The 14,243-nt window shown below is 38.8% G+C and carries 15 protein-coding genes, 1 pseudogene and 1 riboswitch; of the genes and pseudogenes, 11 read left to right on the top strand and 5 right to left on the bottom strand.

Annotated elements, in window-relative coordinates:
* The first annotated feature begins 122 nt into the window (after nt 1-122).
* The 4 genes from AC25Y6_RS05395 (at nt 123) to AC25Y6_RS05380 (ending at nt 2,661) form a co-directional block, all read left to right on the top strand.
* Nucleotides 123-773, top strand: a complete 651-nt coding sequence (locus tag AC25Y6_RS05395) for an SIMPL domain-containing protein (protein ID WP_488142272.1) — start codon at nt 123-125, stop codon at nt 771-773.
* Nucleotides 774-816: 43 nt separating this feature from the next.
* Complete coding sequence (locus AC25Y6_RS05390; RefSeq protein WP_488142271.1) at nt 817-1,071, top strand: hypothetical protein; 255 nt, start codon at nt 817-819, stop codon at nt 1,069-1,071.
* A gap of 142 nt (nt 1,072-1,213) precedes the next feature.
* The gene (locus tag AC25Y6_RS05385; RefSeq protein WP_488142270.1) at nt 1,214-1,969 is read left to right on the top strand and encodes an NUDIX domain-containing protein; all 756 of its coding nucleotides are present in this window, start codon (nt 1,214-1,216) and stop codon (nt 1,967-1,969) included.
* Nucleotides 1,966-2,661 carry a PP2C family serine/threonine-protein phosphatase gene (locus tag AC25Y6_RS05380; RefSeq protein ID WP_488142269.1) on the top strand — a complete coding sequence of 232 codons (696 nt, stop codon included), beginning with the start codon at nt 1,966-1,968 and terminating at the stop codon, nt 2,659-2,661. Before AC25Y6_RS05385 ends, AC25Y6_RS05380 begins: the two co-directional genes overlap by 4 nt.
* A 195-nt stretch (nt 2,662-2,856) precedes the next feature.
* On the opposite strand, the gene AC25Y6_RS05375 is transcribed toward AC25Y6_RS05380, so the two are convergent.
* Complete coding sequence (locus AC25Y6_RS05375) at nt 2,857-3,036, bottom strand: hypothetical protein (RefSeq protein WP_482099939.1); 180 nt, start codon at nt 3,034-3,036, stop codon at nt 2,857-2,859.
* Nucleotides 3,037-3,174: 138 nt separating this feature from the next.
* Nucleotides 3,175-3,281, top strand: a riboswitch (SAM riboswitch).
* A gap of 168 nt (nt 3,282-3,449) precedes the next feature.
* Here AC25Y6_RS05375 and metA point away from each other — a divergent pair.
* The 3 genes and pseudogenes from metA (at nt 3,450) to AC25Y6_RS05360 (ending at nt 6,041) form a co-directional block, all read left to right on the top strand.
* On the top strand, nt 3,450-4,358 hold the full coding sequence (gene metA / locus AC25Y6_RS05370) for a homoserine O-acetyltransferase MetA (RefSeq protein ID WP_488142268.1): 909 nt from the start codon (nt 3,450-3,452) through the stop codon (nt 4,356-4,358).
* 60 nt (nt 4,359-4,418) lie between these two features.
* Nucleotides 4,419-5,177: a hypothetical protein gene (locus AC25Y6_RS05365; RefSeq protein WP_488142267.1), complete on the top strand. Its 759-nt coding sequence runs from the start codon at nt 4,419-4,421 to the stop codon at nt 5,175-5,177.
* A gap of 212 nt (nt 5,178-5,389) precedes the next feature.
* Nucleotides 5,390-6,041, top strand: a pseudogene (locus AC25Y6_RS05360) (DUF421 domain-containing protein).
* A gap of 79 nt (nt 6,042-6,120) precedes the next feature.
* On the opposite strand, the gene AC25Y6_RS05355 reads toward AC25Y6_RS05360, so the two are convergent.
* Nucleotides 6,121-7,314 carry an NAD(P)-dependent malic enzyme gene (locus AC25Y6_RS05355; RefSeq protein WP_482105143.1) on the bottom strand — a complete coding sequence of 398 codons (1,194 nt, stop codon included), beginning with the start codon at nt 7,312-7,314 and terminating at the stop codon, nt 6,121-6,123.
* Nucleotides 7,315-7,574: 260 nt separating this feature from the next.
* Here AC25Y6_RS05355 and AC25Y6_RS05350 point away from each other — a divergent pair, with 260 nt between their 5' ends.
* Complete coding sequence (locus tag AC25Y6_RS05350) at nt 7,575-8,237, top strand: YczE/YyaS/YitT family protein (RefSeq protein WP_488142266.1); 663 nt, start codon at nt 7,575-7,577, stop codon at nt 8,235-8,237.
* Nucleotides 8,238-8,316: 79 nt separating this feature from the next.
* Here the strand turns inward: AC25Y6_RS05350 and AC25Y6_RS05345 are convergent, their stop codons facing one another.
* Nucleotides 8,317-8,976 carry an HAD family hydrolase gene (locus tag AC25Y6_RS05345; protein WP_488142265.1) on the bottom strand — a complete coding sequence of 220 codons (660 nt, stop codon included), beginning with the start codon at nt 8,974-8,976 and terminating at the stop codon, nt 8,317-8,319.
* 114 nt (nt 8,977-9,090) lie between these two features.
* Between AC25Y6_RS05345 and AC25Y6_RS05340 the strand changes: the two genes are divergently transcribed.
* Nucleotides 9,091-9,999: an RluA family pseudouridine synthase gene (locus AC25Y6_RS05340; RefSeq protein WP_482099932.1), complete on the top strand. Its 909-nt coding sequence runs from the start codon at nt 9,091-9,093 to the stop codon at nt 9,997-9,999.
* A gap of 93 nt (nt 10,000-10,092) precedes the next feature.
* Here the strand turns inward: AC25Y6_RS05340 and AC25Y6_RS05335 are convergent, their stop codons facing one another.
* A complete protein-coding gene (locus tag AC25Y6_RS05335; protein WP_488142264.1) occupies nt 10,093-10,743 on the bottom strand; it encodes a spore coat protein in 651 nt (216 codons plus the stop codon).
* Nucleotides 10,744-10,910: 167 nt separating this feature from the next.
* Between AC25Y6_RS05335 and AC25Y6_RS05330 the strand changes: the two genes are divergently transcribed.
* The gene (locus tag AC25Y6_RS05330) at nt 10,911-12,197 is read left to right on the top strand and encodes a LysM peptidoglycan-binding domain-containing protein (RefSeq protein WP_488142327.1); all 1,287 of its coding nucleotides are present in this window, start codon (nt 10,911-10,913) and stop codon (nt 12,195-12,197) included.
* 78 nt (nt 12,198-12,275) lie between these two features.
* Here the strand turns inward: AC25Y6_RS05330 and AC25Y6_RS05325 are convergent, their stop codons facing one another.
* Nucleotides 12,276-12,416, bottom strand: coding sequence for a hypothetical protein (locus AC25Y6_RS05325; protein ID WP_482099930.1), 141 nt, complete (start codon nt 12,414-12,416; stop codon nt 12,276-12,278).
* Between the two features lie 323 nt (nt 12,417-12,739).
* Between AC25Y6_RS05325 and gdhA the strand changes: the two genes are divergently transcribed.
* Nucleotides 12,740-14,122 (top strand): NADP-specific glutamate dehydrogenase, encoded by a 1,383-nt coding sequence (gdhA, locus tag AC25Y6_RS05320; RefSeq protein ID WP_488142263.1) that lies wholly within the window; start codon nt 12,740-12,742, stop codon nt 14,120-14,122.
* The last annotated feature ends 121 nt before the right edge of the window (nt 14,123-14,243 follow it).

Raw genomic sequence — 14,243 nt, 5'->3', positions numbered from 1 at the left:
GAATTTATCTCCGTTAATAGTTAGGTTTCAGTTCTCTGTTTAGTACAACTGCAATTATCTTTTCCGAGCAATCAGCATACTATCTAAAGAGGCATAATGATGCTCAGGAAAGGTGGAGGCAAATGTATTATCCTTACGCACAACAAATGTATCGACCGCAACATCGCGTTATGACTGTTACTGGGATTGGGAGTCTTTCAGTTGCCCCGGATACAGCTCAAATTCAATTGGAAGTAATTACAGAAGCTAAACAACTTAGCCATGCACAGCAAGAAAATGCTTATTTGATGAATCAAGTCATTGAATCATTATTTAAATTAGGAATTGCAAGGAGAAATATACAAACCGTTTCGTATAATATACTTCCTGAATATGACTATATTGAAGGTGAACAAATATTTAGAGGATACGAAGTGACAAATGCAATCACTGTAAAAATTTCAGACATTGATCAAGTTGGAAATGTGATAGACGTGGCTGTTCAAAACGGAGCTAACAGGGTTTCAAACATTCAGTTCACTGTTGAAGATGAACAACTTCATTATCAAGAAGCATTGAGCCTAGCATTGAAAAATGCTCTCGTTAAAGCGCAAACCATTGCTGCGACAATGCAGCTGCAACTTGACCCTCAGCCAATTAAAATTGTAGAAGAATTAAAAGCAGAACCCATCTTATATCGTTCTTTTTCAGCGAAGGAAATGGCAGTGGCAACTCCGATTGAACAAGGACAAATCACGATTAACGCTACTGTAAGAGTTGAATTTCAATATTAAAACGGAATCCCAGTAATGATGAAAAATTAAGAGAGTAAGAGAAATGGACGCTGAAAAAACTGCTGTATACCAATCACCAGTTGGAAGGATATTTGAAAAATTTAGACGGCAGCGGGACGTATCGTTGGTTTTCGGTGAACCGGTTGAATTTAAAAACAAAAAAGTTCTTCCTGTAGCAAAAATCAATTATATCGTTGGCGGAGGAGGGGGTTATTCAGAAGAAACTGGAAACTCTTCGGTAGGCCAAGGAGAAGGAGGTGGGGGGGCGTATTGCCATCCGACCTCTAGGTGTCTATGAAATAGATTCGGAAAAAGTTAAGTTTAGACCTATCATTGACCCTAAATTCACTTTAATACTCTTTTCTGTTTTCACATTGGGTCTAATTCGGTTATTGAAAAATGCTCGTTAAATATGTATTTGTTTAAGGGAGAATCATTATATGCTGTATCGCAGAAAAACGTACAAGATAGAACCGCCGATGTACGAAACGTTTACACAGTTTTTCCACACCTATTTGCTTCCGAATCAGCTGACGCATGGGGCGCAGCTGGTTGGACGGTGGGTTGATGAAGAACTGACGGAGATTATGGCATTATGGTCATACGATAGCAGAGCACATTATGAAACGGTGGATGCCGCCATCCGAGCTTCTGAAATGCATACACAAGCGCAAAGACATCGAAAAACATTCGGTTCGTTATATACCTCATCAAATGAAGAGTTTTTCACTTCGACAGGGGATTATGGGCAATCTAAACAGATTGTTGCTGTTAGTGGTTACATTGTAAATGAGGAAGGACAGGTATTGCTTGTACGGAACAATCACCGAAATGATACATATGAAATGCCGGGTGGACGAGTTGAGCCAGGTGAAACGTTAAAAGAAGCGGTTAAACGGGAAGTGCTAGAAGAAACAGGCATCTACGCTGAAATCGGTGACATGGTCGGCGTTTATCAAAATATCACGGCGGGTATCATCTCTATAGTTTTCCGTGGGAGAGTCATTACTGGTGTGCCGGCTGCACAGCCTCCTGAAACGATTGACGTACAATTTGTTGACTTTGATAAAGAACAAGTAGAAGACTGGATAAAACGCCCGCAATTCGTTTCTAGAGTGAAGGATGCCTTGAATAAAGAGACGATTGCCTATGAGGGTTATGAAGTGAGGCCATATCGATTGGTCGAGCGTTCATGAATAATCACTCTTGGGTTGGAAGTGAAAAGGACTTTATCGATGAACGGGATGTTCGGTGGGTTAATCGGATGGCAGTTGGTCGTTTTGGAGGCAATTCTTCAGCGGGACAAACCAAGAACGAGGATGGCTTTGTTATTTGGCAAAATGAGGATTGGGAATTCGCGGCTATTTTGGATGCACATAAAAGTGCCGAAAGTGCGAAACTTGTCATTGATACACTTGAACAGTTTAAAAGTGATTTTGTAGAGATTATAAACATAAAGGGTTTTCTTGATTTTAAATATTTGGAAGTAAAGCTCCTTGAGATTTTTCAATCCAAGAAGTTTTTGGACAAATGCAGGTGTGTCACAGGAGAAACGGCTTGTCTTATCGTAGTGAGGAAAGCTAATTATGTATGGTGGTTTTCCGTTGGAGATTGCCTAGTATACGTATTACATCCGGATCTGATTGCGCTGAACCAATTTCAACTCAACCAAAGGCAATTCTTCGAGTGGATTGGTCAGGTGAATACGTTTGAGCAAGCAGTACCATGCTACACTTCAGGAACAAGAGAATTGAGAAAAGGTAACAACCTTATTTTTTTGACGACTGACGGTTTGGTGGAATGCCCAGGTGAACCTTTTTCGAATCCATCAAATCTTGTTGCTGAGCTGAATGAAAAAAACTCGATGAAGGTATTTCACAGTTGTTAACGGAAATTGAGAGACAAAATGTACGAGACAGTACAACAATTGTTGCATGGAATGTGGAAGTAGAAAAGGAAGGCAGCATCCCGAGCGATTATAGGGGATAAAGGAAGATTTAAAGCAAGCGCAGAACGCAGACTGAGTATAAATAAACTCCCGCGTCAGCATGACGCTGGCGCGAGGGTTCATCGTTTTACTTACTCATTTTCTTTTTCTTGCATTTGGATTCATACGTTCTCGCTTTGGTTTCAGGGAACTCAGTTCAGCAAACTCGCGAGCAATTTCTTCACTCATGTCACCAGGTTTAATTTTTTGGTTTTTCGGTGTCTGCGGTAACGAACGCGCATTGTTCCCGCCAGTTTTGTTGTCATCTCTCCCCATTGTAACAGCTCCTTTCATTTCAATAAGTACTTTGTTAAGGTGGCTTTATAAGAGGGATTTATCCGATGAAAATTTTTGCAATAGAAAAAGACCTTTTACAATAGTAAGTTAAGTAGTATAATGGAAGTTAATTAAATATTCTTATCAAGAGAAGTAGAGGGAATTGGCCCTGTGAAGCTTCAGCAACCTCTGACCTAGTCAGGAAGGTGCTACCTCCAACAAGATCAATTCTTGAGAGATAAGAGCTTAGAGCCTAAAAAGAACCCTCTTTTCTTATCATACAGAAAAAAGGGTTTTTTATATTTTAAAAAGGTAGGAAGTTATAAGGTTTTCAAGATGAATTGCATCGAGTTGCAGGAGCCTACCGCTATTTAAAAAATCATACATATAAAATCGAAAAGGGGATACGACAAATGCCAATCAATATACCGAAACAATTACCGGCAGTAGAACTATTGAAGAAGGAAAAAATATTCGTGATGGATGAAGATCGTGCAACATCTCAAGATATACGTCCTATGACTATTGCAATTCTAAATTTAATGCCTGAGAAAGAAAGAACTGAGTTACAGCTACTACGATTGCTGGGAAATACACCGTTGCAAGTAAATGTTACATTTTTGAATACAGCAACACATGATTCGAAAAATGTTAGTAAAACACATCTAGATGCATACTATGCGACATTTGAACAAGTGAAACATCGCCGTTTCGATGGCTTGATCATTACCGGTGCACCTATTGAGCATTTGGAATTTGAAGATGTTAACTACTGGAAAGAATTAATGGCAATTATGGAATGGTCAAAATTAAATGTAACATCAGTTTTACATATTTGTTGGGGTGCTCAAGCAGCTCTTTATCATCATTATGGAATTGGAAAATTTGAATTGCCGAAAAAATGCTCAGGCGTTTTTACACATCGTTTATCCGATCCTACCATCAATCTTTCACGAGGCTTTAATGATGAATTCAGAGCGCCGCATTCACGTTATACGTCTGTCTCAATAGAAGAAATTGAAAATGATCCTCGTTTACTTCTACTCGCCAAGTCTGAAGATGCAGGAGCTTTCATAGTCCTTTCCAAAGACAACAAACATATTATGGTTACAGGTCATTTGGAATATGACGCGGATACACTTGCGGAGGAATATGCACGTGACCTTAAAAGAGGGGTAGACATTGAGATACCACAAAACTATTTTCCGAATGATGATCCCACTAAAGAACCTTTGAACACATGGCGCTCACATACTCATTTGCTTTTCTCAAATTGGCTTAATTATTATGTCTATCAAGAAACGCCTTATGTGTGGGAATAACTGTTTAATGACCTTTTTATCGTATAGTGCATAAGATAATACGACAAAGGGGGAAAAAGTGTGGGGTTGTTTATCAATGAAAAAGGGCATCCGAATGTCTTTAAAAATAATGAGGACATTAAAAATCAAAATCAAGAACACTTCAAAATAGACCCTTTAGCGGAATGGATGAAAGAACAGAAGGAAGCGACCGAAACAACCAACCGCCGGTTTAATATGATGGAGAACTTACTGAAACGACAAAGTAAAGCACAATCAAATCGAATGATATCAATCCATGAACAACTATCGGGATTAAAAGAAAATGATATCCGTCGTGAAAGTTTTGAGAAGGAAGCACAAAATTCGTTTTCGAAATTAGAAGATAAGAATCAAGTGCTTCTTGAGAGGTTTTGGAACCTGAGAAATTCGAATCAGGATTGTAATGTGCAAGTAAAGGGTATAAGTCAATCAAATCAAGAAATTATAAAGCGCATTGAAATAATTACATCTGCAAACGAGGAAGTACTCTTTAAAATAAATGAGCAGATGAATCAGCAACAGCGATTATCTGACCAATTTTCGCAGCATAAGAACGTTCAAAAGGATGTAATCATAAGGTTGGACAACCAAGAGGGATTGTTGGAGAAGGTAGTAAGACAACTGGATAATCTCCGCTCTGCCCTTTACGAGCGAACATCCTTTTTAACAAGAAAAATAGAAGGCAGCTATAATACGACAACTTCGCGCGTTCCTAAAGTACTGAGCGGACAGGAACAAAATTCGACACGTTTCATGTTGAATCACAAGCAGGAAGAAAAAGAGGAAAATACTGAATGAACAGGTCACGCTCACTTGATTTGAATCCAAACATGGTAATTGATACAGAGAGAGCTTTCCAACAGTCATTTCACATGGCTATTGGATGTGCTCTCTTTTTAATAATTAAACTTCAAGATACTAACATGTATAGGCGATAGGTAATAATGGAACACTTCCTCTATAGTGGAGGTGTGGTTTTGGATAAATTTTTAGAAGTGGATTTTTGGGAAATGATCATTAGGACAACGTCTGCATTTCTAGTCCTTCTTATACTTGCCCGGTTTTTAGGGAAAAAGCAAATTTCTCAGCTAACTTTTCAATTATGTTACCGGTATTACAATTGGGTCAATTGCAGCAGATATAGCAGGAGAATCTAGAACGCCATTTTTAAATGGGGTGATTTCAATGATCTGGTGGGCATCTTTGACAATGCTAATGAGTTATATTGCATTTAAATCTAAGAAAGCACGAATAATACTAGATGATCAGCCGACTATTGTCATATATGAAGGAAAACTCGTTGAAGAGTCAATGAAGAAATTACGTCTGCATTTAAATGATTTAACGATGATGTTGCGTGAACAAAGTATTTTTTCATATACAGACGTCCATTATGCGCTTCTTGAAACAAATGGACAGTTAAGTGTCTTAAAGAAAGTGGAATTACAAGGGGCTACAAAAAAAGACGTAAATGCTAGCGCTCCTGCTCCCAAATATATTCCGACTGAACTAATTGCAGAAGGGAAAATTGCCAAAAGGAATTTAAGAGAGCTGAATCTGACGGAAGAGTGGTTGTACGAACAATTAAAAAAGCAGGGTGTTGGTAAAGTTGAACACGTATTCTTTGCTGAAGTACAAACGGCAGTCTCCAAATTGAAATGAAGAAAAATGCGGAAAGTTGAAAAAAACGTCGAAAAAAGGGAGGTATCCCTTTTTTACGACGTTTTTATACTGGTTCTATTTAATGGACAGCGAGCGAAAGGGCAGAAGCCCCTGATTCTATTGCCGCTTTACTCACAGCTTCTGTGACCGCTTTTACAACGCGTTCATCAAAAGGATCAGGAACAATATAGTCTTCATGCAAATCGGAATCGTCAATGACAGAAGCAATGGCAAAAGTAGCTGCAAGCTTCATGCTTTCGTTGATTTCGGTTGCACGCACATCTAGAGCGCCTCGGAAAATACCTGGAAATGCAAGCACATTATTCACTTGATTTGCAAAATCGGATCTACCTGTTGCCATAATACGTACCCCTAATTCCTTCGCTAAAGCAGGTGCAATTTCAGGGTCGGGATTAGCTAAAGCAAAGATAATTGGATCTGTATTCATGCAGTCGATATCATCTTTTGATAAAATATTAGCAGCAGAAACGCCAATAAAGACATCAGCACCTGTCATAGCGGTTTGTAAAGACCCCTGTAGACCGTCTGGGTTTGTAATTTGTGCAATTTCGTCTTTAGTCGGATTCATGCCTTCAGGACGGCCGGTGTAAATAATGCCTTTTGAATCACAGATGACAATTTGTTCAAAACCAATGTTCAGCAGGTGTTTTACAATTGCAATCCCGGCGGCACCAGCTCCATTTACAGCTATTCTAAGGGTTGCCATATTTTTTTTGACGACTTTCATAGCATTAATTAATCCAGCGGCAACGACGATAGCAGTACCATGCTGATCATCGTGGAATACTGGGATATTGCATTCCTCGCGTAATCTCTTTTCAATTTCAAAACAGCGCGGGGCTGAAATGTCCTCCAAATTAATTCCGCCAAATGTCGGGCTTATAGCTTTGATTGTTTGGACGATGGTGTCCACATCTTTTGTACCTAAACAGATTGGGAACGAATCAATATTGGCGTATCTCTTTAACAATAGAGCTTTACCTTCCATTACAGGAAGTGCCGCTTCTGGTCCAATATCACCCAAACCTAACACAGCAGATCCATCTGTAATCACTGCTACTAAATTCCCTTTGATTGTGTAGTCATATACTGCGTTGGGGTTTTTGGCAATCTCTATACACGGTTCTGCAACTCCTGGTGAATAAGCTAGGCTAAGATCCCTACTATTTTCAAGTGGAACCTTTGAAATAACTTCCATTTTGCCCTTGTGAATTTGATGCATTTCTAAAGATGACCGGTAAGAACTCGTCATTTAACATACCCCATTCCATTGTAGTGTTTTTATCTGTTGTTATAAATTATTAACATGAAGCAGATAATAATGCAAGAGTGAAAATTCTGCACAATTAGAAAATTTAGCGAATGGAGCGCTTACATTGCTTTTATATCAGTGTTTGCTTAAAATCAAAAAAAATTCGAAAAAAAGCTCATTTAATAAAATTATCGGAAATAATGAATCTTCAAGAAAAAAATATGGTACATTAAAAGGGGCAGGCAACTAAGATTAGAAATGTGAAAGTAGATGCTGACTTTATGAGAAATATAGTAATTATTGGTTTGTTTTATTTAATAGGACTTGCATTATTGTCTTTAGGGATTTGTTTAATGATTCTTTCTGATTTGGGTGCGGGACCTTGGGATGCTTTGTATGTGGGGCTTTCAGATATTATTGGATTCACGGTAGGAAGTTGGGTCTTTATTGTTGGCGTGCTATTGATCATTATAAATAGTGTCCTACTAAAAAAAGTACCGGATTTCTCAGCGATTATAACAATATTAATCATTGGTTCTTTTATCGATTTTTGGTTGCTAATCGTATTTTCTACGTACTCGGTAACCGGAATGGCTATGCGAATCTTCTTATTAACAGCAGGAATTGTTATTATTGGAATAGGTATTTGCTTTAAACTTCAATCAAGTTTTGCTAGAAATCCTGTGGATAACTTGATGATGGCCTTACAATCACTTTCAGGAAAAAGTTTGGCTGTAACAAAAACAGTGATGGAAGTATTTATCCTAGTTTTGGCATTTTTTATTGGAGGACCTATTGGCATTGGAACAATCATTGTTACCTTTGCTATTGGACCACTTATTCATATCATCTATCCGCCAGTAACGAAATTTAGAAACCGAATTTGTATGACAGAAATAAACAAAAAACCAACATCCTTTTGAGTGGATGTTGGTTTTTGTAGTTTGGACGTAGGGTACGCTTAAAATCTGTCATACTGGCTAATTTCAATATATTTTTCGTTTAAACTATTTCCCATTTCCGTTCAGTAGCAATTGCATGTAACCTTGGTTCAGGTCTAACAGCCACGGGGTTACCAACGAGTTCCAAGACGGATAAATCGGACAGGCTGTCACCGTATGCAAAACTATTTTGCCAATCGATATCATAGCCATCTAAAACTTCCTTGATTTTTTCGTTTTTACGTAGTCCTTGTATATGATAAATAGGTGTTTTATAATCGATGATTTCTCCATTCAGAGGAATCTCGGTGCCGATAATTGTGTCAAATTGCAATTCTTTGGTTACCGATGTTAAAAGAGAAGTATACGCTCCCGAAACAAGCATTATATGTACATTGTCATTCGCATGCTTCTTTAGCCGTGCAATGACTTCAGGATTAAAACCTTCACGTACTTTCTCAGTTAGTTCACCAAAATAGGTATTCATCTCCGCAATGGATGCAATTTGGAGTGCGTTTAAATAGACTTGCATGGATCGTTCTTTCATCTTAGCCTCTGGAACCAACTTTAACTTATGACCGATAAATGGAGGTAAGATAGCACGGTAAAAACGCTTATAATTTGATTTGTAAACGGGGTGGTATCTTAAATGGTTCATGAGCAGTTGGAAAGTCTCATCCGAATACAGTGTTCCATCAAAATCGAATATTGCAACTCGCATAAAAATCCCCTTTTTCTTGCTATTTGTAATTAATTCTTATGTTTAATCATACAGCGTTTGTATTGTTGTAGCAATTTGAGGATAATAAGAGATGAGAGTGAGGCGTATTATATTATGAAAAAAAATCATAAGAATTCTTCTAGCAGAAAAGACGACACAGCAATTTATCTGGTTAAAGAACCTACAGAACTATTACCTTTTTTACTCGAGTCGATGTCTAAGAGCAGTAGGAATTCAGTGAAATCGATACTGACGCGCGGGCAGGTTACAGTTGATGGAAAGGGAATCACGCAACATAATCATCCCCTCAGACCGGGACAGCGTGTTGAAATCCTTAAAAATCAAGCAGCATTGAAAGAGGAAACGCTGGTTGGTGTTACGATTTTACATGAGGATGACGATATTATTGTTATTAATAAAGAGGCTGGACTTCTATCTGTCGCATCGAAAAACCCGGAAGATATGACGGCTATCAGACAGTTAATGGACTATGTAAAAGAATCCAATTCCAGAAACCGTGTTTATATTGTTCACCGCCTTGACAGGGATACTTCGGGTGTGATGTTATTTGCAAAGAACGAAGAAGTGAAGAACGGTTTACAAGCTGCTTGGAATGAGGTCGTGAAGGAACGTACGTACACTGCACTTGTTGAAGGTAAAGTTAGAAAGAAAGAGGGTACAATTTCATCATGGTTAAAAGAAAGTAAAACATATAAAATGTATTCTAATCCTACTGACAACGGTGGACAACATGCTATTACCCATTATAAAACACTGCAGTCAAATGCAAATTACACGTTACTTGAAGTTCAACTTGAGACAGGTCGTAAAAACCAAATTCGCGTGCACATGGAAGATATCGGTCATCCGATAGTCGGCGATAAAAAGTATGGATCTTCTGTAAATCCAATCAAACGTATTGGACTTCATGCAACTGCGTTAGCAATTATACATCCTCGGACTGGAGAACTTGTCCGCTTTACGGCAGACGTACCATCATCTCTTGTTGCCAAATCAAAATAATTGGTTGGAATACACATGAAGACCTAGTCATTAAACAAAAATCAGGTGCCCACTTTAAATTGAGTAGGCACCTGATTTTTGTTTAAAGTTATTTTACTGAAGTTTGTTATTCGGCATACCCGGTTGACCAGTCGATGATGCAAATGCATTTAGTAGTTGCTGCATATCTTGCTCTGCCAATTGTGGAATTTGGTAATAATGATGCTTATTTTGATAAATTGACAGTTCATAAGCCATTTCGATACAGTTTGGAACGGAGTCGGCTAACACACGGCGGAGAACAGGGTTACAGGTTTCCGTAGCTACCATCGTTTTCATCGATGATGCCGCTTTGGCTGACCCTAGTAGAAAACCTGAAATGATCTCGTCCGAAATTTCTGAAACAGATTGCATAGGCTTCTTTGGTTGCGAGGGTTTCATGCCATAAACAAAATCATTTCCTTGTTTCATTTTGTAGCTTCCGGTCGGATGTGAAGGATCCTGTCCCGTTTTGAAGGTTTCAACAGTAATATTATATTCGTCTAATGTGAAGCGGTATTGGCGATCTAAAATATCAAGCAACTCAGGATCCTGAACGTGTGGACGAAGCAGCATTGCTTGATTCAGGGCTGCCACCGTACCGGATAGTGCCTCATGAACATCGAATAATTCATGACCGCCGTGGTTCATTTGTTGAGGAACAGTACCCGTATGCATGTTCTCATGAGTTTGATTTTGAGATTGACTGAATGGATTTTGCGTCACTTAAATAATTCCTCCTAATAATAAAGTTTTTCATCAACAGTAGTATGGTTTGTCATGTAATAGTTATACGCAAAGATCTTCAATTAAAAAAATGATGCATAACTTCTTCCTCACAAAAATAGTCTAAGGTAGAGGACAATTTTGTCTATGAAAGGCAGATGATGAGTATGCAGATTCATGTGGTTCAAAAAGGGCAAAGTTTGTATGGGATTGCTCAGGCTTATGGAATTAATTACACGGAAATTGCACAAGCTAATGAATTGCCGGACCCATCACGGCTCGTTGTTGGTCAAGCCTTAGTCATTCCGACAACTGGTAGCTTCCACTGGGTTCAGCCAGGTCAATCACTGTATGTCATTGCCGGATTGTATGGTATGACAGTCAATGAGCTAGCAACAATCAACGGGATTTCACCAACACAAACTCTTCAAATCGGCCAGCGACTATACATCCCGCCAAAACCGAAAAAGTCGGCTGAATCATTACTTTACGTTGAACCACGGACCCCGGTCACTCAAACGATGATTGATGAAGTGAGAAATCGGGCCGGTGCACTGACGTATCTCGCTATGTTCAGCTATGAAGCACAGCGGGACGGTTCATTAAAAGCGCCTCCGCTGGATGATATTCCGAATATCGCCCAATCTGCGGGTGCGGCAAATGCGCTAGTCGTAACGAACTTGGAAGAGTTCGCATTCAATCCGGATCTTGCACATGTATTATTTACAGACGAAGCGGCTCAAAACCGCCTGTTCGGAAATCTCATTCAGGTTGCCAATGATGTCGGATATAAGGACATCCATTTTGATTTTGAGCTATTACATCCGGAGGATCGCGAACTGTACAATAGTTTCCTTCGAAAAGCGAGAGATCGCATCCATCAAGCCGGGTTCACAATTTCCACTGCGCTTGCGCCTATGACAAGCGACGTCCGGACAGGGATTTACGGCGCCCATGACTATCGTACCCACGGGGAAATTGCGGATTTCGTTTCCCTAATGACATATGAATGGGGCTATACGTACAGCGATCCGCAAGCAGTTAGTCCAATCGGCCCTGTACGGAATGTAGTTGAGTATGCTGTCACTCAAATCCCGAGTGAAAAAATATTCTTGGGCCAAAATCTTTATGGCTATGACTGGTCGTCTCCTTACCCTAGTCAAGGCGGGTCTGCTGCTGTGGCGCTTAGCCCACAACAGGCAATAGCACTTGCGGTAGAGGAAGAGGTTGACATTCAGTACGATTATGTAGCGCAGGCGCCTCATTTCAACTACACAGACGACACAGGTGTTCAACATGAAGTATGGTTTGAAGATGCTCGTAGCATTCAAGCAAAATTTGACTTAATTAAACAGTTTAATTTACGAGGAATTATGTATTGGAAGTTAGGGTTGGCGTTCCCACAAAATTGGTTGCTTTTGGAGGATAACTTTACTATACGCAAAATAGAATAAATAAATAGAACCGCGGTGCTTTAAGCACTCGCGGTTCATTTTTTCATCATCTACACTATAATATTTTGGATAAATAGGTTAGTCTCTATTAAGATAGTTGTTAAAAGCTGACAATAATTCTAAATCTGGATTAAAAATTAATGCAGGTAGGAAAACGAAAGTCATAATCAACATTATATTAGCTCCTACAAATGCACGTATCATTTTTTTGATTTTCATAATCGTTCTCCCTCTTTCTCCTGATTGTCATTTTCTAATAGCATTTAACAGCAATACGGTTTAATATATGCAAAGTCAATTGATACTAGAATAATTAGATAATACACCATTTTCAGAAATATGTAAATGTCTTTTTTTCGTATACATAAAAATAACAAAATGATGTATAATTACTTATTCAGAATCAAAAAAATGTTGAATAATATCATGATTTCAGAGATACTATTAAAACTAACCGTTTAATTCTGAAATGTTATTTGTCTTTGAGAGTGGGGATTCAGCAGTTCCCGCAGTTAATTATATAAGAAAGGGATGAGTGACCCATGACGAAGTTGAATGAATCGCACGCAGAAAATAAAAAAAGAGCAAATGATTATGTTCATGAAGTCTATGAGCTGATTAAAAAGAGAAATCCAGATGAAAAGGAATTCTTACAGGCGACAAGAGAGATTTTCGATTCGCTTCGACCTGTCTTTTCCATGCACCCCGACTATATTACAAATGGTATTTTAGAGCGTATTACAGAACCAGAAAGAATCATCATTTTTCGAGTTGCATGGGAAGATGACAAAGGGAAAGTCCATGTAAATCGTGGTTTCCGCGTTCAATTCAACAGTGATCTCGGCCCTTACAAAGGCGGAATCCGATTTCATCCTTCCGTAAATAGTAGTATCATGAAATTCCTCGCATTCGAACAGATTTTTAAAAATGCCTTAACAGGTCAGCCGATTGGCGCGGGAAAAGGTGGATCTGATTTTGATCCAAAAGGAAAGTCGGATCGTGAAGTTATGCGTTTCACCCAAAGTTTCATTACAGAGTTAAGTAAGTATATCGGTCCCGATACAGACGTACCAGCTGGCGATATTGGCGTTGGGAAAAGAGAAATCGGTTATATGTTCGGACAGTATAATCGCTTGAAAGGTGGATATGAAGCAGGTGTATTCACCGGGAAAGATCCGAAACACGGCGGCAGTCTTGGGCGTAAAGAAGCGACTGGATATGGAACTGTCTATTTTGTTGAAGAGATGTTGAAAGAAGCAGGTTTAAGTTTTGAAGGACAAAAAGTTATTGTTTCTGGGTCAGGAAATGTGTCGACATATGCAATTGAAAAAGCGATTCAATTAGGAGCGACGGTTCTGGCTTGTAGTGATTCAAGCGGTTATATTTACGATGAAAATGGCATTAATCTAGAGACCATCAAGCGTTTAAAAGAAGTTGAGAACAAACGGATTTCTGAATATATTAAAGAACATCCACATGCGGTGTATCATGATGATTGTTCCAATATCTGGACAATTCCATGTGATATTGCGCTACCTTGTGCAACTCAAAATGAAATCGATGAGATAGCTGCACGTATACTGATTGCAAATGGTGTAAAAGCGATTGGGGAAGGTGCGAATATGCCTTGTACGTTGGAAGCAATGTCCGTTTTCCATGAAAACAATGTATTATTTGCTCCAGCTAAAGCGGCAAATGCAGGTGGTGTTGCAGTATCGGCAATGGAAATGTCACAAAATAGCATGCGTTTATCTTGGACGGTTGAAGAAGTTGACGAAAGACTTCAAAACGTTATGAAAAATATATATGCGAGCTGTTTAGATGCTGCAGAGACATATGGCCATCCGGGAAATCTGGTAGTTGGAGCCAACATTGCAGGATTTTTAAAAGTAGCAGATGCAATGGTAGCCCATGGTCTTAGTTAAGGTTATGACAGTCCCCTAAAAAGAGTACACAAAATAGCATTTGTGTACTCTTTTTTTTTATGAAAAATTTATTCAGACCTATTGTATTAATTTTAGAATGTGTTATTATAAAAATACAAAA

It is taken from the genome of Sporosarcina sp. Y1004, from assembly GCF_057669665.1.
Note: the sequence above shows the minus strand (reverse complement) of the source record. Positions and strands in the feature narration are given on the sequence as shown.

Excerpts from the sequence above, each read along its gene's own strand:
- AC25Y6_RS05395 (WP_488142272.1), top strand. The coding sequence starts at position 123 with ATGTATTATCCTTACGCACAACAAATGTATCGACCGCAACATCGCGTT.
- AC25Y6_RS05390 (WP_488142271.1), top strand. The coding sequence starts at position 817 with ATGGACGCTGAAAAAACTGCTGTATACCAATCACCAGTTGGAAGGATA.
- AC25Y6_RS05385 (WP_488142270.1), top strand. The coding sequence starts at position 1,214 with ATGCTGTATCGCAGAAAAACGTACAAGATAGAACCGCCGATGTACGAA.
- AC25Y6_RS05380 (WP_488142269.1), top strand. The coding sequence starts at position 1,966 with ATGAATAATCACTCTTGGGTTGGAAGTGAAAAGGACTTTATCGATGAA.
- AC25Y6_RS05375 (WP_482099939.1), bottom strand. The coding sequence starts at position 3,036 with ATGGGGAGAGATGACAACAAAACTGGCGGGAACAATGCGCGTTCGTTA.
- metA (WP_488142268.1), top strand. The coding sequence starts at position 3,450 with ATGCCAATCAATATACCGAAACAATTACCGGCAGTAGAACTATTGAAG.
- AC25Y6_RS05355 (WP_482105143.1), bottom strand. The coding sequence starts at position 7,314 with ATGACGAGTTCTTACCGGTCATCTTTAGAAATGCATCAAATTCACAAG.
- AC25Y6_RS05345 (WP_488142265.1), bottom strand. The coding sequence starts at position 8,976 with ATGCGAGTTGCAATATTCGATTTTGATGGAACACTGTATTCGGATGAG.
- AC25Y6_RS05340 (WP_482099932.1), top strand. The coding sequence starts at position 9,091 with ATGAAAAAAAATCATAAGAATTCTTCTAGCAGAAAAGACGACACAGCA.
- AC25Y6_RS05330 (WP_488142327.1), top strand. The coding sequence starts at position 10,911 with ATGCAGATTCATGTGGTTCAAAAAGGGCAAAGTTTGTATGGGATTGCT.
- AC25Y6_RS05325 (WP_482099930.1), bottom strand. The coding sequence starts at position 12,416 with ATGAAAATCAAAAAAATGATACGTGCATTTGTAGGAGCTAATATAATG.
- gdhA (WP_488142263.1), top strand. The coding sequence starts at position 12,740 with ATGACGAAGTTGAATGAATCGCACGCAGAAAATAAAAAAAGAGCAAAT.